Origin of the sequence: Rheinheimera baltica (assembly GCF_030731985.1) — a bacterium.
Classification (GTDB): Bacteria; Pseudomonadota; Gammaproteobacteria; order Enterobacterales; family Alteromonadaceae; genus Alishewanella; species Alishewanella baltica.
This window is the reverse complement of sequence record NZ_JAPJDY010000007.1, coordinates 197,258-221,788: the sequence shown is the minus strand read 5'-3', so window position 1 is coordinate 221,788 and position 24,531 is coordinate 197,258. Positions and strand designations below refer to the sequence as shown.

Annotated in this window: 17 protein-coding genes and 1 pseudogene; 4 read left to right on the top strand and 14 right to left on the bottom strand. The window is 48.5% G+C overall.

From position 1 onward, the window contains the following. Window positions 1–84: 84 nt before the first annotated feature. Both ORJ00_RS13280 and glmS read left to right on the top strand, forming a co-directional pair. Complete coding sequence (locus ORJ00_RS13280) at window positions 85–852, top strand: DeoR/GlpR family DNA-binding transcription regulator (protein ID WP_306140090.1); 768 nt, start codon at window positions 85–87, stop codon at window positions 850–852. Between the two features lie 53 nt (window positions 853–905). Continuing rightward, window positions 906–2,735 (top strand): glutamine--fructose-6-phosphate transaminase (isomerizing), encoded by a 1,830-nt coding sequence (gene glmS / locus ORJ00_RS13275; RefSeq protein WP_027670536.1) that lies wholly within the window; start codon window positions 906–908, stop codon window positions 2,733–2,735. A 236-nt stretch (window positions 2,736–2,971) separates the two neighbouring features. Here the strand turns inward: glmS and ORJ00_RS13270 are convergent, their stop codons facing one another. The 7 genes and pseudogenes from ORJ00_RS13270 to ORJ00_RS13240 form a co-directional block, all read right to left on the bottom strand. Then, complete coding sequence (locus ORJ00_RS13270; RefSeq protein WP_306140089.1) at window positions 2,972–3,709, bottom strand: type 1 glutamine amidotransferase; 738 nt, start codon at window positions 3,707–3,709, stop codon at window positions 2,972–2,974. 256 nt (window positions 3,710–3,965) lie between these two features. Continuing rightward, window positions 3,966–4,550, bottom strand: a complete 585-nt coding sequence (locus ORJ00_RS13265) for a DUF1240 domain-containing protein (RefSeq protein WP_306140088.1) — start codon at window positions 4,548–4,550, stop codon at window positions 3,966–3,968. A 384-nt stretch (window positions 4,551–4,934) separates the two neighbouring features. Next, entirely contained in the window at window positions 4,935–5,180 is a 246-nt protein-coding gene (gene arfA / locus ORJ00_RS13260; protein WP_037053303.1) for an alternative ribosome rescue factor ArfA, read from the bottom strand. A gap of 110 nt (window positions 5,181–5,290) precedes the next feature. Next, window positions 5,291–5,631: pseudogene (locus ORJ00_RS13255) on the bottom strand (FKBP-type peptidyl-prolyl cis-trans isomerase). A gap of 49 nt (window positions 5,632–5,680) precedes the next feature. Continuing rightward, window positions 5,681–6,610, bottom strand: a complete 930-nt coding sequence (locus ORJ00_RS13250) for a substrate-binding periplasmic protein (RefSeq protein ID WP_306140087.1) — start codon at window positions 6,608–6,610, stop codon at window positions 5,681–5,683. Between the two features lie 107 nt (window positions 6,611–6,717). Beyond that, the gene (locus ORJ00_RS13245) at window positions 6,718–7,737 is read right to left on the bottom strand and encodes a DUF1996 domain-containing protein (protein ID WP_306140086.1); all 1,020 of its coding nucleotides are present in this window, start codon (window positions 7,735–7,737) and stop codon (window positions 6,718–6,720) included. Window positions 7,738–7,748: 11 nt separating this feature from the next. Further along, window positions 7,749–7,886, bottom strand: a complete 138-nt coding sequence (locus tag ORJ00_RS13240; RefSeq protein WP_305976631.1) for a hypothetical protein — start codon at window positions 7,884–7,886, stop codon at window positions 7,749–7,751. Between the two features lie 424 nt (window positions 7,887–8,310). On the opposite strand from ORJ00_RS13240, the gene ORJ00_RS13235 reads away from it, so the two are divergent. After that, entirely contained in the window at window positions 8,311–10,947 is a 2,637-nt protein-coding gene (locus ORJ00_RS13235) for a glycoside hydrolase family 16 protein (protein WP_306140085.1), read from the top strand. Window positions 10,948–10,973: 26 nt separating this feature from the next. Beyond that, a complete protein-coding gene (locus ORJ00_RS13230; protein WP_306140084.1) occupies window positions 10,974–13,979 on the top strand; it encodes a TonB-dependent receptor in 3,006 nt (1,001 codons plus the stop codon). Between the two features lie 304 nt (window positions 13,980–14,283). Here ORJ00_RS13230 and ORJ00_RS13225 read toward each other — a convergent pair whose 3' ends face one another. The 7 genes from ORJ00_RS13225 to ORJ00_RS13195 all read right to left on the bottom strand — a co-directional run bounded on the left by ORJ00_RS13225 (window position 14,284) and on the right by ORJ00_RS13195 (window position 24,527). Continuing rightward, complete coding sequence (locus ORJ00_RS13225; RefSeq protein ID WP_306140083.1) at window positions 14,284–16,848, bottom strand: glycoside hydrolase family 3 protein; 2,565 nt, start codon at window positions 16,846–16,848, stop codon at window positions 14,284–14,286. Continuing rightward, window positions 16,845–18,128: a sugar MFS transporter gene (locus tag ORJ00_RS13220; RefSeq protein ID WP_306140082.1), complete on the bottom strand. Its 1,284-nt coding sequence runs from the start codon at window positions 18,126–18,128 to the stop codon at window positions 16,845–16,847. Before ORJ00_RS13220 ends, ORJ00_RS13225 begins: the two co-directional genes overlap by 4 nt. 375 nt (window positions 18,129–18,503) lie before the next feature. Beyond that, on the bottom strand, window positions 18,504–19,505 hold the full coding sequence (locus ORJ00_RS13215) for a LacI family DNA-binding transcriptional regulator (RefSeq protein WP_306126522.1): 1,002 nt from the start codon (window positions 19,503–19,505) through the stop codon (window positions 18,504–18,506). A gap of 49 nt (window positions 19,506–19,554) precedes the next feature. Beyond that, window positions 19,555–20,883 carry a glycoside-pentoside-hexuronide (GPH):cation symporter gene (locus tag ORJ00_RS13210; RefSeq protein ID WP_305976636.1) on the bottom strand — a complete coding sequence of 443 codons (1,329 nt, stop codon included), beginning with the start codon at window positions 20,881–20,883 and terminating at the stop codon, window positions 19,555–19,557. Between the two features lie 42 nt (window positions 20,884–20,925). Continuing rightward, complete coding sequence (locus ORJ00_RS13205) at window positions 20,926–22,254, bottom strand: GH1 family beta-glucosidase (protein ID WP_306136329.1); 1,329 nt, start codon at window positions 22,252–22,254, stop codon at window positions 20,926–20,928. A gap of 69 nt (window positions 22,255–22,323) precedes the next feature. Then, window positions 22,324–23,034 (bottom strand): DUF6445 family protein, encoded by a 711-nt coding sequence (locus ORJ00_RS13200; RefSeq protein WP_027669511.1) that lies wholly within the window; start codon window positions 23,032–23,034, stop codon window positions 22,324–22,326. 2 nt (window positions 23,035–23,036) lie between these two features. Next, window positions 23,037–24,527 carry a tryptophan halogenase family protein gene (locus ORJ00_RS13195; protein WP_306140081.1) on the bottom strand — a complete coding sequence of 497 codons (1,491 nt, stop codon included), beginning with the start codon at window positions 24,525–24,527 and terminating at the stop codon, window positions 23,037–23,039. Window positions 24,528–24,531 lie beyond the last annotated feature (4 nt).

Genomic DNA, 24,531 nt, shown 5'->3' with positions numbered 1-24,531 from the left:
TTACTCGCCAGCCAGAAAATTGCGACTTGCAAAATTATTAATTCAGCTTAAAATATCTTTCACTTCGAAACTTAATCGAAAGATATGAATAAACGAAATACCCAACAACGGCGCCATCTCATTGTTAGCCAACTACAACAGCAAGGCGAGCTATCGGTTGAGCAGCTGGCAGAACAGTTTCAAACATCGGAAGTCACTATTCGTAAGGACTTGACTGTGCTGGAACAAGCCGGTTTGTTATTGCGCCGTTATGGTGGTGCGGTGCCAGTACCGCAAGACTTTGTAAGTGATTCAAGTTTAGCAAAGGTTTCGAAACGAAAGTTGGCAATTGCCAAAGCAGCAGCCAGTCTGATTAAAGATCATTATCGCATTATTATTGATAGCGGCCGCACTACGGCGGCATTGTTACCTGAACTGGCTGCAAAACCTGGCTTAGTGGTAATGACCAATTCGTTGGGAATAGCCAATGCGCTGCGCGAGTTGGAAAACGAACCAACCCTGCTGATGACTGGCGGAACCTGGGACCCGCAGTCAGAGGCATTTCAAGGCCAGTTAGCGGAACAGATGCTACGCAACTATGATTTTGATCAGCTGTTTATTGGCGCAGACGGTATCGATTTAGCGCGTGGTACCACCACGTACAACGAGTTATACAGCTTAAGCCGGGTAATGGCCGACGTAGCGCGCGAAGTCATTGTTATGTTGGAGTCTGACAAGTTGGGCCGCAAAATACACAACTTAGAATTGTCCTGGTCAATGATCAAAGTATTAGTCACCGACGAAGGCTTGCCTGCCGCCGATGCGGCATTAATAGAACAACAAGGCGTAAGGGTAATCCGCGTAGCCGGTTAACCGCTGCGGCCTTTGCATAAATACAACGAATTAACGGTTTTTGGAGAAACAGTATGTGTGGAATAGTTGGCGCGGTAGCGCAACGTGATGTGGTAGATATTCTGGTTGAAGGTCTGCGCCGCTTGGAATACCGCGGCTATGACTCTGCCGGTGTTGCGGTTGTGACGCAAAGCGGTGAGTTAACCCGCTTACGCCGTTTGGGTAAGGTAAAAGAGCTGGCCGATGCCGTTGCTGAAAAGCCGGTAACAGGTGGCACCGGTATTGCCCACACCCGTTGGGCCACACACGGCGAGCCCAGCGAGCGCAATGCTCACCCGCATGTTTCCAGCAATATTACCGTAGTGCACAACGGCATTATTGAAAACCACAGCCCGCTTCGCGATGCCTTAAAAGCTAAAGGTTATGTGTTTACCTCTGACACCGACACCGAAGTTATCGCGCACTTAGTGGAAGAAGAACTTAAAACTGCCGGTAGTTTGCTGGCGGCAGTTCAAAAATCGGTTAAGCAATTGCATGGCGCTTATGGCACCGTGCTTATGGACAAAACCGACGCCAGCCGCGTGGTAGTTGCCCGTTCAGGCAGCCCGTTGGTTATTGGCCTGGGTATTGGTGAAAACTTTATTGCCTCAGATCAGCTGGCATTGTTGCCGGTTACCCGTCGGTTTATGTTTCTTGAAGAAGGCGACGTGGCAGAAATTACCCGCCACAGCGTAAGCATTTTTGATAGCAATGGTAATGCTGTCGAGCGTGAAGTACACGAGTCTAACGTAAGTTACGACGCTGGCGACAAAGGCCAGTACCGCCACTTTATGCTAAAAGAAATTTACGAGCAGCCAGCCGCAATCAATAACACCCTTGAAGGCCGTTTAAGCAGCGATTCCGTGTTAGATGAAACCTTTGGTAACGGTGCAGCAGAGCTATTTAAACAAGTTAAGCACGTGCAAATTGTCGCCTGTGGTACCAGTTATCACTCGGGCATGGTGGCGCGCTACTGGTTAGAATCGTTAGGCGGCATTTCCTGTAACGTTGAAATTGCTTCTGAATTTCGCTACCGCAAATCGTTCGTGCAGCCAAATAGTTTATTGGTAAGCATTTCGCAATCTGGCGAAACGGCCGATACCTTAGCCGCATTGCGCTTAGCCAAAGAAGCCGGTTATGTGGGCAGTTTAACCATTTGTAACGTAGCGGGTTCATCACTGGTGCGTGAATCAGACTTAGCTTTTATGACCCGCGCCGGCGCCGAAATTGGTGTAGCCTCTACCAAAGCCTTTACCACGCAATTAGTGGGCTTAGCCATGTTAACGCTGGCGATTGGCAAATATAACGGCTTAACCGCGGTACAACAGCACGAGTTAACCGCAGCGCTGAAAAGCTTACCGGGTAAACTGGAACAAGCCTTAACGCTGGCGCCACAAATTGAAGCCTTAGCCGAGGAATTTGCCGACAAGCACCATGCGTTGTTTTTAGGCCGTGGCGATCAGTACCCTATCGCCATGGAAGGCGCGTTAAAGCTTAAAGAAATCTCGTATATTCATGCCGAAGCCTACGCCGCAGGCGAGTTAAAGCACGGCCCGCTGGCTCTGATTGACGCGCAAATGCCGATTATCGTGGTAGCGCCTAACAACGACCTGTTAGAAAAGCTGAAATCAAACGTCGAAGAAGTGCGCGCCCGTGGCGGTATTTTATACGTATTCGCCGACGCCGATGCCAAGTTCCAGTCTGACGACACCATGCGGGTAATCAACGTACCACACGTCGCCGACATCCTGGCTCCTATCGTCTACACCCTGCCGTTGCAGTTACTCAGCTACTACGTCGCCATTATCAAAGGCACCGACGTAGACCAGCCACGTAATTTAGCGAAGTCAGTAACAGTCGAATAAACCGTTAACTTTACCGTAAATAAAAGCCCCGCAAAACGGGGCTTTTTACATTCTGCTCACCCTTGTACCAAAAAGTGCTTTGTTTTTTTCGCTGGCTGGCTTAGTTTAAACTCATCACGTTAAAAGGACTTGAAGTTAGCGATGATTATATGGAAAAAGCGAATGACATAATGGTGCTGGATAGCATTATCGCCAAGATTGACCGTGAGCAAGCCTGAGCGATTAGTTTATAGGCCTTATCTTTTCGTAGCGGCTTTTACCGAGAGGTAATGTGCTCCCAGTTTGTCGAGGAAGATGAACAACGCCTTGTTCATTTCACTGTAGTCATGTGTGCGCAGCGTTTCTGCGGTTTCAACAAAGCGGTATGCTGTTGCCTGGCTCAGATCTTTCTCTGAATGGGCAATCAGCTGTTCAACGACGTCTGGCGTGAATTCCATATGGCATTGGAAGCCGTAGGCTAAATCTGAATACGCGACTATCTGACGTGGGCAACCTTCGCTGTAGGCAAGAATTGCTGTATTTGCAGTGAGCCCCGGCATATCGTTATGCCAGTGCCCCACAGCAAGGCTTTCGCCAAACTGGCTGAACAACGAGTGTTTTTTTCCTGCCGGGCTTAGAAAGATTGGGAATTTTCCAATTTCTTTTTCCGGACTATGCGTAAACGGGGCACCGAGCGCTTCGCCCAGCAACTGCGCACCCAAGCAAATACCGAGCACAGCGCTACCCTGGCTGATGGCGCAAGCGATTAACGCTTGTTCTGCTTTTGAGTCAAAATGCGCACACTGTTCAAGCGTCGTGGCCGGGCTTTGCGGTCCACCCATCACGATCAATAAATCGATACCCTGCGCATTAGCTGGCAGTTTTTCACCGGCATAGACCCGGGAGAAGCTAACATCATGCCCACGCTGCTTTGCCCATGTTGCATATGCACCCGGTGCTTCAAAACTCTCGTGTACGATAAAGTGTACCCGCATTGGTATAGCTTCCTGTAATGCGTATGCTCATCTGATTGGCTAGCCTATCATTCTGGCCAGCTCACTACTACCTTCAGGTGGGTTACTTTCGCCTCACCACAACACTTGCTTCGACACGGCCAGCCACATAATCACCAGCACCGTAACTGGCAGCGTGATCAGCCCCAGATTGGTAAAGCTTATATGGTAAAACTGCACCAGTGCCTGCTGGCGCGGTGTTAAAGCAGTACCGGCGCTGCGCTTGGCTAGCAGCCGCTTACCCTTTCGAACTATCGCTTTTCCTTTGTGCTTCTTGCTGCAAAAACTGCTGTTTTGCCTGCTGTTGTTTTGCTCTGGCGTTCAGGTGAGTTGCCAGTTGGTGCGTTTCATCCGGCGTGCCGCGGACGATAATTTGCCTTGCATCATTATCGAGGCAGAGGGTTTCATCTTTGCTCCATGCTGTCATGGTTATCCGGTTCGTCAATAGCGTAAAAGCCGGGCATTCCTGATAACCTGCATACTCGGCTTTATTATGCCAGTAGGCGTTAATGGCAAAATTACCTATAACTACCAGAACCAGACCGGTTAGCACACCGATTGCTGTCAGCTTGCCGTTATTGGCTGATAATGTTTGCCGACGCAGCCCCCGCCAAAGTCGGTTTGCGGCATAGCCTGTCATAAATATCAGGGCCAACAACGCCCCCGGTAAGTAGCCATGAAAGCTGCTTAAAACGATAAGTGGCTTTGCGCTGTTAACTTCCGCAAACTGGGTTTGCACTGAGTAAAGTAGTGTCCAGCAGCCCAAAATCAATAGCATGCTAAATAGAAGCAAAGCGATAGCGTCTTTAAGTACAGATAACACTCTTAATATTTAACATCTTGTTTGTTTTTTTTAACATGTGGCGCAGTGTGAGGTATATTCGCTGAATCGACAACCTTTCGAGAGAAAAAATGCATACTCCTGTTCAGTTTTATATGGCGGTACCGGAAGACCTATTTCGTTAGGCCGAAAAACCACTGCACGATATGCCGCACTATTCATATCTGGAAAAGCTGAAGCAGTTGGAAACAGCTGCAATTCCAAGTTTCCTGAGCGTGCCTAAATCTGAGGTAAGTTAGTTATGTTCTCAACGGTTGAATTACGCCATATACGTTTATGTCTTACAAAACAGCTTGCTGCCGGGGGCGTCCTGAGCTTGTAAAACTGGATGAAGATAGCGACGAATATATGGAAAAGGCGAATGACTTAATGATGCTGGATCGCATTATCGCCAAGATTGACCGCGAGCAAGCCTGAGCGGGAAGATAGTTTACGGTTGGCCAAAACAATAAGGGCGTAATCTTTTGAATTACGCCCTTTGCGGTTGTATGAGCCTTTGCCTTTCTTCGCCTTTACCACCTTGGTTTGAAACAATTTACTGGTGACTAACGCCTTTATCGCATTATCGCGGATCTCGCCGCGGCCATGCTCGGCTGCTGCTGGTTTACTCATCTTGCTACTCCTGTTGAAAAAACGCGCAAAGTGTAACGGCGAGATTAGGCTAGTGCAAGTGCAATAAGTTCAGTTTAAGTTACCAGGGTAATTAGCGCCTGCTGGCGCTATCAATCATCCCGGGTTAGTACTTCCAACAGTTCAATTTCAAAAATTAGGTTACTGTTTGGTGGGATCATGCTGCCAATTTGCCGCTCGCCATAGGCCAGTTCTGCCGGTACCCAGAGTTTGCGTTTACCGCCGGTTTTCATGCCTTTTAAGCCAAAATCCAGCCCTGAATCACCCGGTTGTTGCTCAGCACTATCTGAAAAGGTTCGCCGCGTTTGTAGGACGAGTCAAACTCGGTGCCATCTTCCAGCCAGCCGCGGTAATGCGCGGTGATAAGCGCACCGCGTTCGGCAGCTTTGCCGGTGCCTTCTATTAAATCTTCAATTTTTAGTTCGGGTTGCATAACGGGTTCTTTTGTTGTTTTGCCAATGCTGTAATCTTTAATGGTGGCTTTATTGCTTACTGGCGCTGTTATCTGGTAACGGATGCCACAGCTCGGGCCGCAGTAATGGCACACCTGCTGGTAGTAACGGATTTTGTAGTTTAATCACCCGCCGGCCGGCGACATTGAGTTGCTGCAGTACGTCGCCGTAGTAGCGCTCGAACAGCTGGTTTAGCTGGCCACTTTGCTGGGCGTGTTCTAAACCGCAGAGCAAGGCGTCGGCCAGGGAGTTGTTGTCTTTGGCAACGTAATAGTAAGTGGCGGTGGGGTAATACAGCAGAATATGCGGGTCTATTTGCAGGTTAAGTTCGGCATGTTCTGCCTGATTTTGCTGTATTTCCAGTACTGACCGTGGAAAATAGTCGATGCGGCCTTTGTCGAGCATTTGATACAGGCTTTCTAACGTGCTGGCGGCTTCGACATTAAAGTCGTTTGCCCGCAATATAGCCGTGTCGCTCCAGCTGATAAATTGCCCGACTCGAAGCCGAGATAAGGCTGCTACGCTATGAGCGTTTTTCAGTATATTGGGTTCAGCGCTGCTAACCAGCGCGATACGTAACCCCATTAAACCACGTAAAATAGGAAAGGGTATTGCGCGGTAAGTATTGATGCGCTCGTTGCTGGCGCTGCCGAACATTACATCAATGCCCTGGCCCGCGTTCATCAAATCAAAGGCACGTTTTTTCGGTAAATCCAGATCAGACGGCAGCAATGCATACTGCGTAGCACAAGGGTAACTTAGTGCCAACTGTAGTAAGTCAGTGTAATAATCTTGCCGCAGTTTGCCCGGGTAATAAACTGGCGTAATGGCCTGACTCTCTGCCGCTTCTGCGCCAGACACTGGCACAGTAAAAAGCAACGACAGTACAAGGTAACAGCGCGATAAATAACCGCGCCGGTAAGCTTGCGGTTGGTGTAAGAACGATATTAGCCGTTGCACAACGCCATTCGAATTTAGAAATAAGATGGTTAGTATGCACCAATTTGGTGTTGTGCTCCATGGCAAAACTGAGGCCATCAGCGTTATATATGATGGCCTTTTTCAGACTAGTACCCTAACCCTTTATTAACGATAGGTGGCTCAGTTTGGCTACCAGCGCGGGTGCCGGTTAAGCGGTAGCCGTTGGCAAGGTTACCGTCGTGGCAGTCCAGCCGTTGGCGGATGCAGCCATCCAAAATAGCTTGCAAGGCTTCCGGGTGCCAGGCGTTAAACCAATCGCCATGCAATGACATACCACCGGGGGTACTGTTGCTTACGTCATACATATCAGAAGCAAAACGCCAGCCGCGGCTAGAGCGGTTTTGTGGATCGTACACTTCGGGTTTTACACCGTAGGCATAATGAAAACTAACGCGGATAATCGGCACCGGGTGGCTGGCCGGGCATACTGTGCCATTGGGGCCGCCATTATTAACCGGATACGCTAAATGGCTCTTGTGATCATAGGTATCCAGATCGGTGCCATTCCAGCAACTGGGGAAGAAAATATCCATCCGTAACCGATCGGGTGCCAGACACTCTGGAATGCTGCTGCTCCAGCGTGGGTTAGTGGCATCATTTGACTCCCAAGACTGACAATGCCAGCGCACTATCGAGGTATCCTGCTCCATGCCTGGCATACCCATATGGTTACCGGCAATCATTTTTAACCCCAGCGGGATTGGTTGAATAGAGGCCAGGTCGTCGACGCCTGCTGAGTAATAAAATATCTCATTCGCTTCATCGTCGTTGCCTACGACGGCAAGCACGATTTTCCAGGCTGGCTCGCCGTTATTATCAAGTAAACGCTCACCGCTGGTGGGTTCGTAAGACGGTGCCAACAGGGCCGGCACCCAATAGGCAGAACGATTCAGCTCGTTGCCCTGACAGCTCGACTCGCCGGTGGTGAAGAGTGAAGTAAGATTACTGTGCTCATCCAGCAGGGTGTTGCCATAAAAACGATGCAGGTGGGCGGCATCGCGTTGGCCAGGGTAAACGATAGGGTCATTGTAGCCTGAATGCGACAAATCGCAGTTGATGCGCAGTATGCCACGCCAGCTATTGTCGGTTGTGGCGGCTGGTTGCACCTGTGTTGCTATTAAATCCGGGTGCACGGCGGCGCTGTGGTCGTACTTGAAGTGGCATCGTCGGTCGGTGTATCTGTTGACGTACTGCCACCACAGCCAGTTAAAAACGCTACTATCGCAAAAGTCAGTGCTTGTTTGTCAGTATTCATCTTTTAGTTCCTGTTAATTTGAATGCCAGTCATTTTTATCTCGTGCCGTCCCAATTTCGGCGGTTTATGGTGCTCGCTGGCTGAACGGATAAGTGTAAAACAGGCGATGTAAATAAGTGTCAAGCTAGCGTAAGAGGCGCGTAAAGTGAGGTTGTGGCAGCTCAGCGATATGCTGCACCATAATCTGGCAAGGTGGTTTTATTATTCATTTTATTGGTGCGCGCTTATTTGTTGAAATTTAATGGGAAAGTCATTTTTTTGTCATATAACGCCCTACTTTGGGTCAGCTTTTTGCTGCATTGCTATTGACGGTTGAAATTTTATCATTTAGCTTTTGGAAGCGCTTACATCTTTCTTGGCATCTTGCTTATGGTGTTGGCGCTTCAGTCAGCAGATAGCAATGACCCAGGGGATGACTATAAAAATGAAACAACTTACAACGTTAACCGCCTTACTAATGGCGGCAGGCCTGGCCGGATGTGGTGGTGATACTGCTACCACGACCAATTTAACGGCGGTTAACCCAGCCGAGCCGGTAAGTGACTGGCAACTGGTCTGGAGTGACGAATTTGACGGCACCAGCATTGATGACGACAAATGGACGCATGAAATAAATTGCGCCGGCGGCGGTAATAACGAAAAGCAATGCTATACCGACAGCCCGGACAATTCGTTTGTGTCAGGCGGCACCCTCAAAATTGTTGCCCTGCCAGCTGAAGATGGCGCGGTGCAGCCTTACACCTCAGCTCGGTTAAATACCAAGTACCAGGGTGACTGGAAATATGGTCGTTTTGAAATGCGTGCTAAGTTGCCTTCTGGCCAGGGTAGTTGGCCGGCGTTCTGGATGCTGCCTACTGATTATGTTTATGGTGAATGGCCTAAATCTGGCGAAATCGACATACTGGAAGCGGTTAACCTCAAAGTAGCGGGTGAAGATGGCGTGGCCGAAGCTAACGTTCATGGCACCCTGCATTATGGCCGCGCCTGGCCGGACAATGCCAGTTCGGGCAAGGCCTATTTATTACCAGATGGTGCCAATCCGGCTGATGACTTCCATACCTATGCCATTGAATGGCAGGAAGGCGAAATTCGCTGGTATGTCGATGGTTACCTGTTTCAAACCCAAATGGCATCAACAGTGCGTTTTAACAGCCGGGGCGAAGCGGTTGGCCTTAGTCATCGTGGCTGGTTCACTGAGAACTTTGATATCATCACTGGCGAACTTAAAACGCAGTGGAGCAGTGCCCCTTTTGACCAGCGCTTTCACTTACTGCTGAATCTAGCTGTAGGTGGTAACTGGCCTGAGAACGTTAATAATCTGGGTATTGATGCAGACGCTTTTGCTGATGGCCAAATCTATGAGATTGATTATGTGCGGGTATACCAGTGCGGTCAGGATCTGGACAGCGGCAAAGGTTGTGAAACCGTTCGTGCCGGCTATAAAGATGAAAACACACTAGTAGAAGGCAAGGCACCCATTCCTTCGCCACCATCAACAGGTGTGGCACAAAATTTAACTATTTTCGAAGATATGCCTAATCCAAACTGGCCTGCCTGGGATTGTTGCGGTGGTTCTACCCCGGCGCTGATGGAAGTTGAGGGCCGTGGTAATGTATATGAGTTTGTTGTCAATGCCCAGCCTACCGTAAATGGCTTTATTACCCGCTCTGCCTTTATTACTGATCCGTCAGGGGTGCCCAGCCCGTTTGACGCCTCGCCGTTAATTGAAAACGGCAGTGTCAGCTTTGATATGCTGGTCGTGTCGGCGCCGTCAAACCCAGCCTCAACCTGGGTGTTTAAAGTAGAGAGCAACGAGAATACCACAGCCGCCGAACTGCCTATTACCGCCAGTAGCGAGGGCATTGCACCCATTACCGGTCAATGGCAAACCTACACCTTCCCATTGCAAATGCTGGCTGACGCCGGCCTGGATTTATCGGCTATTGATGTGGTGATGATTTTTCCAGCCTGGGATACCGGTAATGGTGCCGTTTATCAGGTCGATAACGTAAAAATTGCTCAGCCTGATGGTGCATCACCAGCGTTAACCATTTTTACTGACGAGCAAAACCCAGCCTGGCCAATGTGGGATTGTTGTGGTGGTACTACCCCGGTTGAAGTAATGGACGATGAAGCTCATGGTCTTACTGCTGAGTTTTCTATTGGCGCTTCGCCAACAGTAATGGGCTTTAACACTCGCTTGCTTGAGGCCGCAGCAGAGCCATTTGATGCGTCTGCTTTACTTAGCGAAGGTGTCGTGCAATTTGACATGAAAGTGGTAAACGCGCCGACCAACCCCGATTCCAGCTGGATGTTTAAAATTGAAGCCGATGGTGCCGCGTCAGCCGTTGAGTTACCGTTAAGTGCTGGTAGCGCAGGCCAGGAACCTGTTACAGGCCAGTGGGCAACTTACACTTTCAGCATTCAAAGTTTGTCTGATGCGGGTCTGGATATCAGCGCGATTGATGTGCTGATGGTATTCCCTGCCTGGGATACCGGTAATGGTGCAGTGTACCGGCTGGATAACGTTCGGATTTACAACCCTAACGCCCAAAGTGCAGGTATGTTATCGCTGTTTCGTGATGCGGTGAATCCGGACTGGACGCTATGGGATTGCTGTGCTGGTTCAACTCCTCAGGTTGTCGATGCCGGTGCGCCTTATGGCAATGTGGCACAATTTTCAGTGCTTGGCTCGCCAGAAACCGTACAGGGTATTTTAGCCAACGAAGGCGTGTCTTTTGATGCAACAGCTTTGCTGGCCAGCGGTAGCGTCAGTTTTGATATGCGGGTCGTTGATGCGCCTGCTAACCCGGATTCTACCTGGTTATTTAAAATTGAATCTACCGGTGCATCTAGCGCAGTAGAGTTGCCATTAGCTAGCGGTAACAACGGCGAGGCACCAACAACCGGCGAGTGGGCAAAATATCACTTTAGTCTGCAAAGCCTGTTTGACGCTGGCTTAGATATCAGCGACATCAACGTGATTATGGTGTTTCCTGCGTGGGGCACCGGACAAGGTGCAGTTTATCAAATTGATAACGTTGAAATTTCTAATAACTAATTCAGTGCGACGAGAGTAAAACCATTATGAAACCAACATTATTTAATAAAAGCCCGGTTGCCATTGCGGTATCAGTCGTACTGACCACTGGCCTGTTAATACCCTTGCAAGCTCAGGAAACAACAAGTGAACAGGCACAGGAAGCAAAGGTTGAGATTATTCAGGTTAAAGGTATTCGCGGTAGTTTAGCGCGTTCAATGGACGTGAAACGCGAAGCCTCGGGCGTGGTGGATGCCATTTCAGCAGAAGAAATGGGTAAGTTTCCCGACACCAACCTGGCTGAGTCGTTGCAGCGTATTACCGGGGTATCGGTAAGCCGGGCAAACGGTGAAGGCAGTCAGATTACCGTAAGGGGCTTTGGTCCTGACTTCAACCTGATTACGCTTAATGGGCGCCAGATGGCCGGAACGGGTTTTTCACGGTCGTTTAACTTTGAGAACTTATCTTCCGAGGGCGTTAGTGCGTTAGAGGTCTACAAAACTGCCCGGGCCGATGTGCCAACAGGCGGCTTGGGCGCAACGGTCAATATTGTTACCGCTAAACCGCTGCAAAACCCGGGAGAGCGTTACTCTTTTATGGCGAAAGGCCTGCATGACTCCTCGAATAAAGCCGGCGACGATGTAACACCTGAATTTGCGGGTATTTACAGCAATACCTTTATGGATGAGCGTTTTGGTGTTACCGCAAACTTCTCCTTCCATCGCAGAGATTTTCAGCGGCAGTCGGCTAATGTCCGCTCTTGGCAGTTAAACCCTTCCTTGTCGGTGGATGAGTCGGATATTGTGGATGGCCGACCAGTAGATGCCAACGGCGCGGTCATTCCCCGCTTCTGGGCTCCCGATGCTAACGGCGATTTACAACCTGTTACGGCAGCATTCTTTCCTCAGGAAATCAGTTTCGCCCGCGATGATATTCAGCGTGAGCGAACCAATGGTCAGGTGACCTTTCAGTTTGCAGCAACGGATAATGTGATATTGACTTTGGATCACACCATTTCCAACGCGGTAACTGGCAATAACTCGCTGTCCTGGGGGGTATGGAACGGTTCTTTCGGCGGCAACGCTAATGCCTATGAGTTGGATGAAAATGGCACGGCGATTTATTACAACTCATCCGGCGATGATGGCTCTTTTACGGGGTTCAGGGAAACGAGCGAAGTCGACTCAAAAGCTACTGGCTTTAATGTGGCGTGGGCATTTTCTGATGCATTAAGCTTCAACTTTGATGCACACACGTCCAAAACCACCACAGACAATGGCATGGATAAGGGCTTGGGGGCACAGGCTCGGGTTATTTTAGGGTCGGCTGCACTGTCATCCAAGGAATATCTTTTCCGCGACGGTGATGTTCCTGGCTACAACATTAAATGGCAAAATGGCAGCAATGAACTTAGCCCGAATGAAATAGGCTCGAACTTCAGTATATTCACCCGCACACCGGGTGAGTCGGAAGTGACGCAGTATCAATTTGGCGGTGAGTGGTTGCCCGAACTCGGATATGGCCTGGTGGGTGTTTCATTCGGTGCGGCTTACACCGAGCAATCGCTGAGCGGCTCTGGCGGCTCCAACAACGCAAATGCGCCAGGTTTTAATAACGGCACCTTTGCTGAGATATTCCCGGATAGCATGTTTACACGTGTTGACTTGAGTAACTTCCTGGATGAATTTTCCTTCGGCTCAGCGGGTGTATCGCCAGGCTATGCCTATACCTTTAATATCGATGAAGCCATCACCCGGCAACTGGCCGCGCTTACTGAAGATGTGCTGGGCTCTGACGCCTACGAGATTGGCACCTTCGACAGCTTTCCGGTAAATCGTATCGAAGAAGAAACGGTCAGCCTTTATGTATCAACGGCGTGGGAATTTGAAGTAAAAGGCTACTATGTCGACGTAAACCTTGGTCTGCGCTATGAAGAAACCGACATTGTCAGCCCGGCTAAGAGCCGCGTGCCAGAATATGTCTATTGGGCCGGCGGGTCAGAGTGGATAACGCAGTTTGCCAGTGGCGGCGAGTTTGTTGAGGTTGATTTCACCGGCAACTATGATCTACTGCTGCCGATGTTGGACCTGAAAGTGGATATTACCGATGACTGGGTGGGGCGCTTCTCGGTAGGTAAGAGCATTACCCGGCCCACCTTGGGGCAAATGCTGGGCAACCTTAGTCTGACGCCTTCACCTAAGATAGGTTCCAGAAGTGGTAGTCGCGGCAACCCTAATTTGAAGCCGTTTCAGTCAACCAACCTGGATATCTCGCTGGAATATTACTATGCCGAGGCGAGCTACGCCGCCATTGGGCTGTTCTGGAAAGACGTTGACGACTGGATTGATAACTCAAACTCACTAGTTACCACAACCTTCGAGGGCTTGCATGACGTTTATCAGGGCCAGCGTTGGAACGCTGCGGTGGCCGCTATCGAGGCTCGTGGCGAGCAGGCCACCGACGGCGCTATTTACAATGAAATTGTTGCCAACGGTGTGGGGTTAGGTGAAAACAACCGTGTGTTACCAGACCCTAATACGGACCCGTTGATTGCCTGGACAATTAACTCGCCTGAAAACGCCGGTGCCAGACGAGTGAATGGTTTGGAGTTTGCGGTGCAGCACCTGTTTGGCGACAGCGGGTTCGGTACCGGCATAAACGCCACACTGGTGGACGGTGATGTAGAGTATGATAACTTCGTGCTGATGAATCAGGCTGTTCTGCCCGGCCTGAGTAACTCGGCTAACTGGCAGCTGTTCTATGAAAAACACGGTTGGTCGGTCAAGTTAACAGCGGCATGGCGTGATGAATATCTGGCCGGAACGGGCCAGCCAGACACCACCGATTCGCCGCCTAATTATGCTGAAGAGTTCCTACAGTGGGATTTAAGCGTTAATTACAGCATTAATGACAACCTGACTGTATTCTTCGAAGGTATTAACCTGACCAATGAAACCGAGCGTAATTATGGCCGGTTCGAAAGACAGTTCTTAAGTGCTGCTCAATACGGCCCACGGTATGCCATTGGGGTCAGATACGCCATGGGCAATTGACCATAGTCAAGACTGTTTGATAACGAAAGTACCCGGCTAGCCGGGTATTTTTTTGCCCGGAATAGGCGTAAAGGTTAAAGCAATACAATAGCTGCAAAGTTATGCCATACGCGATAGGCTGGGTGAGGCCTGCAGATGCTTACTGCGCCAGCTTTGAGTAACATATCCTTTTTCCGTTTCAGCTTACTCGGCATCCCTGCAGCTGTAATGTAAGCGCACCAGTCTCTTGGTCTTCGCTTGCTCTTCTAGGCATACAAAAAGGGCGCCTGCTGGCGCCCTTTTTAACATAAAGTGATATTGCAAATTACTGGCAAGCGACGGCGCTAAGCTCAGTGTTGTTGGTTACCGGGCTAATTCGGGCATCAGCCAGGCTAAGGGTTAACGCACCATTCGTTTCAATAGCCAGCACTTTAGAAACCTGCCTTAGGTTCATGCCTTGCTGCTGCAAGCAACTTAAACTCACCGCTAATTGCTGCCATTCATCTTCTGGCATACTGGTTAGCGCTTTACTAATATTAACCTTGCCGCCACAGTTATTTCCACAAGCCATGCTCAGGGTCACGTTGGCGGGTATGTCACCCAGGCGTTTAACCAGCAGCGTAAGCTGACTATCAGTTTCAGTATAGGCTCTTAAGTCCCGCGGAAACGTACTAATAAAAGCTAAAGCGGCATTGCTGCTGCCGTCCAGTTCAAAGCGGCGTGCGTCTTCCTGTACGTCTTTATCAAAGGTGCGGCTACTAATAGCTCCCAGCTGCTGAATACTACTGACAACGGCGGCATTTTCAGTACCACTTTGCAGTTGTAGCTGCCATGGTGAGCGCGGGGCGCGTTCAAAAATAACTAAGTCTGACAGCTGGGTTGTTTGCTCTATTTGCTCTGGTAAATCAGCGCTTAGCACATTGCTTTCGCCATAACGTAAACCAAAACCATAGGGCAACAACGGCTGATAATTGGCATCGCCAACGTTGACCACTGTCTGCTGTGGGCTGGCAGGCCAGGAAAACGATAACTTGCCATGGAAATCATATTGAGGGGAACCGTCAGCGTTAGTCAGAATGACATCTGCGACGCCCTCACCTTCACTACCTGGCAGCCAAATAGCGACAAAGGCATCCGAAGCATTGAGTTCAGGATTTACCCACATTGGACGGCCGCTGATAAACAGCGACACCACCGGAATGCCATCGGCTTTTAGCTGTTTTAGCAGCGCCAGATCGGTTTTGTTACCGCGCTGGTATTCCAGGTTATCAATGTCGCCATTACCCTCTGCATAGGGTTCTTCGCCAAATACCACTATAGCGGCATCGGGTTTTTGTTGGTAGCTGCCATCGCTGGATAACTCTACTGAGCCGCCAGCCGCCTCTACCTGGCGCTTTATACCGGCATAAATAGAACTACCGCCCGGAAAGTCAGCATTATTGTTGCCGGTACCCTGCCAGCTTATTGTCCAGCCACCTGCTTGCTGGCCAATATTGTCTGCACCCGGGCCGGTAACTAATAAGCGCTGCCCTGGGCTTAACGGCAATAGCTGGTTGGTGTTTTTCAGCAACACTAACGATTGTCGCACGGCGTCGCGTGCAACCGCTCGGTGTTCTGCCGAGCCAATTAATTCCGTTTTACCTGCCAAGGGGCGCTTAGCCGGGCTTGCTTTATCAAATAAACCTGCGCGCTTTTTAACCCGCAAGATGCGTCGTACGGCGTCGTCAATTCTGGCCATGCTAATGTCACCGGCTTCTACCTGTGCGATCAGGTTGTAGTACAGTGGCTTCCAGGCTTGAGTGGGTACCATGTAAATATCCAAGCCGGCATTTGCCGCTTGAGGGCAGTTGTCGTTAGTACAGCCAGGTATTTGCCCATGGCCGTTCCAGTCACCAACAATAAAACCATCAAAACCCATGCGGTCTTTCAGCACATCAGTTAGCAGGTGTTTATTGCCATGCACTTTACTGCCGTTCCAGCTGTTGAATGACGCCATCACAGACTGAGCCCCCGCTTGCAAACCGCCCACATAGCCTTGGGCGTGAATATCAAACAACTGCTGCTCTGTTACCTCGGTGTTGCCTTGATCAACGCCTCTCGTAGTTCCACCGTCACCGACAAAGTGCTTTACGGTGCTAATAACCTGCTCGTCACCTAGAAAATTTTCACCTGCTGTACCTTGTAAGCCGGTAACAATAGCGGCAGCGTAATCGTGGACTATTTTAGGTTGTTCCGAGTACCCCTCATAGGTGCGGCCCCAGCGATCATCACGCACAACCGCCACAGTTGGTGCAAACACCCAATCAATGCCGGTAACCATAACTTCACGGGCAGTAACTTTGGCTATTTGTTCAATTAACGCCGGGTTATTCGCTGCACCTAAACCGATGTTGTGCGGAAATATGGTGGCGCCAATCACATTGTTATGGCCATGTACTGCATCGGTCCCCCACATGGTGGGAATGCGACTGCCATCAAGGCTATCATCAATAGATGCCTGATATAGTGCATCGGCCAGGGCAATCCAGTCGGCAGGTGTGGCGTATTTATCATCATTCGGAAACGCACCGCCGCCATTCAGATAGGAGCCAAAACCATACTTACGCATATCTTCAACACTGATATCGCGTATTTCTGGCTGGATCATCTGGGCGATTTTTTGTTGCAAGGTCATTTCTGCTAACAATGCAGTAATTGACTGCTCCATCGCTAAATCCTGTGGTACCGGCAAGGTGAGTTTGGGCCAGATATGGCTCTCTTTAACATCTTCACTGCTCTGCTCGGTGGCTGCCTGCTCCGGTGCCGGTTTTGAGCAGGCTGCGAGTAGCAAGCCACTACTTAGTGCCAGTAATAAGGGTTTAAGATACATTGGTTTTATTCGTAACATCATAATGCTTCCTTAGCCACAGCAGCTTGAGCGGCTATTTCACGTGGCTTGCAGCCATTCAGCCCGTAAAAGGCAATGTAGATATAACACAGTAACGGCAGGATAAATGCTATCTGCACCCCAAAGCTGTCGGCAAACACGCCTTGCAGCAACGGCAAGATGGCACCACCAACAATTGCCAGACATAAAATACCCGAGCCCTGGCTGGTATATTGTTTTAATCCGGAAATGGCTAAGCTGAAAATGGTTGGGAACATAATAGAGTTACACAGGCCTACCAGGAGTAACGACCACATTGCCAGTTTACCGGATGATAAAATGGTTAATGCCAGCAGCAAAACAGCACAAACTGCATTAAAGGCCAGTACTTTGCCTGCGTTGACTTTTTGCATAACCACCGCACCAATAAAGCGGCCAACCATTGCACCACCAAAGTACCAGGCAATATAATGTGAGGCGGCTGCTTTTGACATACCGCCAATTTCTGCCATTGATAAATAACTGACTAAAAAGCTGCCAATACCGACTTCTGCGCCAACATAGACAAAAATGCCTAGTGCGCCCAGCATGAGATGCCGCTGTTTCCAGGCTTCACCACCCAGAGGTAAAGCTTCGGTGGGGTCTTTTTTGCCCATAGCAGGCAGTTTTAATAAGGCGAAAGCTATGGCCAATACAACAAGTGCGGCGGCCAAAATTAAATAAGGTAACTGAACGGTCGACTCCGTGACGACACCCGGCTCGGGTGCATCCATACCACCAAAAATCAGCCAGGCACCAAAAAAGGGTGCCACGGTGGTTCCCAGTGAGTTAAAAGCCTGGGTCATAGTAAGGCGGCTAGAGGCGGTTTCAGCTTTGCCTAGTACGCTAACGTAAGGGTTGGCGGCGACCTGTAAAATAGTGATGCCAGAAGCTAACACAAACAACGCCAGTAAAAACATGGCGTACACATGAGCAGAGGCCGCTGGCACAAACAACAAACAGCCTGCACCTGCAATCAATAAGCCGGTCACAATGCCAGCTTTATAGCCTATTTTGCTCACCAATATGCCAGCGGGGACAGAAACAATAAAGTAGGCGCCAAAAAAGCAGAACTGAATTAGCATGGCCTGGGTGTAGCTTAAATCGAATAACATTTTTAAATAAGGTATTAAAATGTCATTCAGACAGGTAATAAACCCCCACATAAAAAACAATGAGGTAAGTGCGGTAAGTGCAAAGCGATAATTGGCTTGCCCGCCACTGGCGCTAAGGCCAGCCGTTGCTTGAATTGGTGTTGCTGCCATCTTGTCCCCCTGGGGTGAATAGTGTTTTTTATTGACGTGCTACTATTGGCCGTCTGGTGTTATGTAAGCGCTTTCATGTATAGCATATATCAAACAATTGGTAAATTTTTTGTCGCTTATTAGCTTACTACTTTAGAGTGGTAAGACGTCATTGTTGATCGTTCAAAATTATTGGCTTTATTAGGCTGTATAGCGGCTCGTTGGCAAGTAAGGCAGTTAAGAGGCGGCGGACAAATTTTTAAACCAAAGTTAGTCATGGCAGCAGATATTGATAAGAGTGCGCTCAGTACAATACTGAACGCTCTGGATATAAGTATTACTTCGTTTTAGATCAATGAAATTACTTTTTGTTTGCTAACGCAGTGTTTGGGCAGGTTAAACCGGGATGGACGATTCGCGTATTACTAACTCAGGCATAAATACGTTGTTCACGTCGATGTTTTTGTTATACAGGTTTTTCAATAACCACAGCGCAGCCATTTTACCCATTTCGTGTATGGGGTTGTTCACGGTAGTAAGCTTAGGGGATATGTAACGGGCAAAAGGGATGTTATCGTAACCAACAAAAGATAAATCATGCGGTATACGCATACCGCTTTCTAAACAAACTGATATTGCACCGGAAACCATTTGGTCATTGGCACACACTACAGCAGTAAACGGTTTTTTGCTGCGTTGTTGTAGTAAATAGGTCATACCTGTGGCACCACTTTCTTCGCTATAGTCGCCTTCGAAACACAGTGCGGAAGTAAATTCTACATTGGCTTCACTCAGCGCACGCTTATGCCCCACTAAACGTTCGATAGCATCATGTTTTTTTGCTGGTCCGGATATATAGGCGATATGCCGATGACCTTGCATAATTAAATGCTTAGTGGCCATATAACCGCCTACTTCATTCTCTAAATAAATACAGCGCTCGCTTATTTGCTCTATGTAGCGGTTGATAAGCACAATTGGTGTTGGCCCTTTGCTCAGGTTGATCAAGTACTCATCAGAAACCGCTTCAACGTCTAAAATCAGCGCATCACAACCACGGTCAAGTAAAAACTCGACGCTGTCTTTTTCCTGAGCAGCGTCGCTATGGCCTACGGCAATAATAACGTGTTTGTTTTCTAAGCGCAGAGAGGATTCGATTTCTGCCATCATCGGGCCGTAGTAAGGGCCATCCAATTGAGATACCAGCACCCCTACGCTGTTAGAACAATTGGACGCCAGCGACTGCGCAAAAGTATTGGGCCGGTAGCCCAGCTTTTCCATGGCGTCGAGCACCCTCTGTCGTGTCTTATCGCTGACATTGGTGTTTTTGTTCATCACTCTGGATACGGTGGCTAAAGACACCCCAGCCAGTTGAGATACATCATAAATTGTCGCCATAGTCTGCAGTCGCTTATTTTACCTATAAAACGTATTTGAAGCGCCAGGGTTACTCCGGCGCATGTTTTAATTCTTGAGTAATCGTTGTAATTTTATCATTGTTTAACATGTACCAGCGCATTATAACGGCCACTAGCACAGAGCCAATAGCAGGGAATAGGCTAAATGATAACAATAAACCGGCTTTGGTTGCATCGGTTTGCGCGACATCAGCCTGATAGCCATAACCCGCGAGCAACCAACCTGCTGTAGCACCGCCTACCGCAATACCCAGTTTAATAAAAAACACGATTGATGAGTACACCATGCCAGTGGTTCTGATCCCCGTTTTCCACTGACCGTAGTCCACGGTGTCTGCCATCTTAGCCCACAATAAAGGGGTGCCAGTATTAAACACCATATTCCACAGTACATACAATGCTATTGCAAGGATCGCTTGTTCAGCCGGCACAAAGAAGCTGGCGGCACACAGCGTTGCTGCAAGTAGTTGAATGGTGATATACAGTTTAACTTTACAAAATTTCTTAGCCAATTGGTTGGCAACAATACAGCCAATAATGCTGCCAAACATGCCCAGCGTAATAATCAGTGAAATGCTGTCGGGCATATTTAAGTAATATTTGATGTAGTAAATAGCCAGTGTGGTACGCAATACAAAACCGCTCATTAAGCAGAGTGTGGCCAATGCTAATACGCGCCACTGATCATTTTGCCATAAAGTTTTAAAGTTCTGCAGATAGGTACCCGTTTGCTCTTTAGGTGGTATCACACGCTCTTTAGTGCCGTAAAAGCACACTAAAAACATCATCACACCTAAAATGCTCATTGCCAGAATAGTCAGTTGATAGCCTTTGGCTTTGTCACCCTGACCAAAATATTCGACCAGTGGCAAAGTGCAGGCTGAAACCAGTACGCCGCCGATAAAAGCAAAAATAAAGCGGTATGTTTGTACAGACACACGCTCTTTCGGGTCGTCTGTTAACGAGGCGCCCAAAGCGCAATAGGGTATATTGATTGCGGTATAAACCATCATTAACAGGGTGTAAGTCACAAAGGCGTAGATCATTTTACCGGTTTCAGAAAAATCCGGTGTGGTAAACGCCAGCACACTGATCACGCCAAAGGGCAGTGCAAACCAAAGTAAGTAGGGCCTGAACTTGCCGTGCTTACTTTGTGTACGATCAGCAAACGCCCCCATAAGAGGATCCGTAATAGCATCAATTATTCTGACCACTAAAAACATCGTGCCAACAAAAGCCGGTGAAATGCCAAAAATATCGGTGTAAAAAAAGGTTAAAAACAACATCACGGTTTGAAACACGATATTACTCGCGGTATCACCCAGCCCGTAGGCCATTTTCTCTTTGATGCTAACCATACTTACCTCAACCCTGTTCTTTTCTTTATGTTTTGGTTGTGACTAGCGTGAGCCAATCAGTGTTTTAAAGGCGATACCGCTGTTTTTTATCGTTCTTTGCTGCGTAGCATAATCAACATAAACAATACCGAAGCGCTTGAGGTAACCCTCGGCCCACTCAAAATTGTCCATTAAACTCCAGGCGAAATAACCGTCGATATTGACACCCTGCTCAATGGCATTATGTACCGCGGTTAAATGCATCTGGTAGTAACCGATGCGATCCTGATCATTTACCACGCCGTTTAACAGCTTATCGGGCATGGCCGCACCATTTTCAGTAATATACACTGGCGGTAGGGCGTATTTTTCATGCAGTGACACAAGTAGATCGGTAAAGGCTTGCGGATATATTTCCCAGCCCATGTCGGTTTTAGGAGCATCCAGCATATCAACTTCCGCAAACGGCTTGCCTGCGGCGGCCTGATACACGGTACGGGTATAAAAGTTAACGCCAAGAAAATCCAGTGGCGCCTGCATAATGTCGAAGTCACCATCATGAATAATCGGTTTGTCTTCGTCAGATAACAGGGCAAAGCTGTCTGGATAAGCGCCATCGAACAGCGGTTTGATATACCACTGGTTAAAGTACTCGTCGGCCAGTTTGGCGGCAGTGTTATCTGCCTCGCTATCGGTGAGCGGGTAAGCAGGTGTGAAATTAAGCACGATACCGTTTAAGCTATGCGGGCTGTTTTTTTGTAGTACTGGCATGGCTAAACCGTGAGCCAGTAAAATATGGTGCGCAGCCTGACGGCCATAGGATTTTTTCGCCAACCCCGGTGCGTGTATGCCAACTTCATAGCCGAGATAAGAGCTACAAAACGGTTCATTAAAGGTGGCGTAAGAGTATACTCTGTCGCCCAGCGCCTGAGTAATTTTGTCAGCGTAATCGCGAAAAAGGTAGGCTGTTTCACGATTTAACCAGCCGCCATTGTCTTCAAGGTGCTGCGGCAAATCCCAGTGATACAGCGTGACAAAGGGTTTTATGCCCTTCGCGTTTAGCGCATCTAGCAAACCAATATAAAAGTTAACACCTTGCGGGTTCAGGCTGCCGTCTTTGTGCATAACGCGTGGCCAGGATATTGATAGCCTGTAGGCATCAACGCCCAAAGAGCTTATCAACTCAACATCCTGTTGCCATAAGTTGTAGTGGTTGCAAGCAACATCGCCGTTGGAACCATCACGTACTTTGCCTGCGGTGGCGCAAAAGGTATCCCAAATACAGGGTAGTCTGCTTTCTGAGGCGCCTTCTATTTGAAAAGAGGCTGTAGCCACCCCAAAGGTAAAGGCTTTATCAAGCAATTTTGACGTACTAGGTAAGCTATATTTCATAATGTAATCGCTTTCATTTTGTGTCTGCTAAATAGGCGTAACGTAAGTTTCATTTAATGCTCGCCTGGTTTATATAAAGCTTGTAAACAGATTTGCTGTCAGTCGACCACTGACGGCTGAACTGTCGATGTCGGTCGTTGTATCAACAATGGTGGAATGTAGCAGGTTGCCGGGATAGATAATTAGCCGGTTGGCTTTATAAGGTACCTGATAGTAAAGTTCGAAATGGGCATCACTTTTGACAAAATACTGTTGTTTAGGACTGCCGTGGTCATCAATAAACTGTTGAGCACAGTTAAAATAGTGTTCACGGCGGTTATCGCTGATACGCTCGTACCCGGTGGGGATGTGGCGAAAAAAACCGGTGCTGCCATGTGGCTGTGAGTTTAAATAGTGTAAAAAAGCAAAGTAATAGCCGCTTGATGTATCAAAATGCGGCATACATTGCAGCGGTTTTAGAGTGTCTTCGGTTTGGTTAATCAGCGCAAAAAACAGGTTTTGCGGTTTTAGCCTTAGTTGTGTCGGCACCTGATAAATATCGTAAATAAGCGGATAAAGTGTGCTTAGCGTAGCACCAACATAGTCTTTCGGTAGCGGTGCTTTAAGGCCCGGATAATAGGCATTTACATCAGGCTGAAAGTTGCTTTGCTGTGCAGTATGTTTAAGCACATCAATGTCGGTAGCGAAATCATCAATAATGATTAACGGCGTGCCCTCATGCCCCAGATACACTATCTCGGGTTGCAACGCTTTATTTATGCCAAAATCAAATTGCGGCATAGTTACATCGCCGTGGCTTTACAGTAGTGCTGAATAAAGTCGTTATGTAGCGGGTATTTCGCCACACTACGCTGCACATTAGCTTGAATTTGTTGCAAAAAGCTTTCCAGCTCGCTGTCGGACATGGCGTCGACAATAGGATGATATTGCTCCGGTTTCAGGCCTTGCCCCAACATCACCTGGATCCACGAGCTTTCGCCGAACAGCTCCTGCGCAAACTTGTATACCTTGCCACTTTGTTTAAACAAGGCGATGCGATGCGCCAATGACTCTGGCACGTCCATATCACGGCAATAACGCCAGAACGGCGTATCGCTGCGCTCAGTTACTTTGTAGTGCAGGATAATAAAGTCACGGATGTTGAGCAATTCAACTTCAGTCTGATGGTTAAACTCATCAACATCAGCAGATTGGATGCCCTGCGCCGGAAACATTTGCAGCAAACGAATAATACTGCGCTGAATAAGGTGAATACTGGTTGATTCCAGCGGCTCCAAAAAGCCCGCGGACAGCCCGATGGCAACACAGTTTTTATGCCAGTGCTTACGTCGGGTTCCAGTGCGGAATTTGATCAGTCTGGGTTGGGTTAACATCTCCCCTTCAACATTGTCAGTAATACATTTAATTGCCGCATCATCGCTAAGGTATTTGCTGCAATACACTAAACCATTACCCACCCGGCTTTGCAGCGGTATGCGCCATTGCCAGCCTGCCTCCCGTGCTATCGAGCGGGTATAAGCAATGGGCGGCGCAATGCTTTTAGTTTGTACGGCGACGGCGCTGTCACAAGGTAGCCAGTGACTCCAGTCTTCAAACCCAGTGTTAAGGGTTTGCTCTATTAACAATGCTTTAAAGCCGGTGCAATCAATAAACAGATCGCCATCTATTTCCTCGCCGCTTTGTAGAGTTAGGCCAGCAATATCACCATTTGCATGTTGTTTTACGGTAGCAATTTTACCTTCAATGCGTGTTAAACCATGCTGCTCTGCCAGCTGGCGCAGGTATTTCGCATAGAGTGACGCATCCAAATGGTAGGCATGGTTAAGATCCTGATTAGGCAACACCGCAAAACGGCCTTCACGTGCAGCTAAGTGTTCTGTGCAGTAAGCACCTATATCTTCGGCGATACCACGCTGACGGCCTTTAAGCCAAAAATGCTGAAAACCACACGCCCAGCAATCTTTGCCTAAGTAACCAAAGGAGTGCAGGTAGTTTTTGTTGATGTCATGCCAGTTTTCAAACGAAATACCCAGTTTGAAGGTGGCATTGGTCGCGGCCATAACTTCAGCTTCTTTTAAGCCAAGTAAACGATGAAAGATATGTAAGGTAGGGATAGTAGCTTCGCCTACGCCTACAGTACCAATATCGTCAGATTCCACCAGTACCACCTCAACATTTTTTTGCAGCATTTTGGCAATGGCGGCACCTGCCATCCAGCCTGCGGTGCCACCGCCGGCAATCACCACTTTTTTTATGCGTTGTGCGTTGTTCATACAG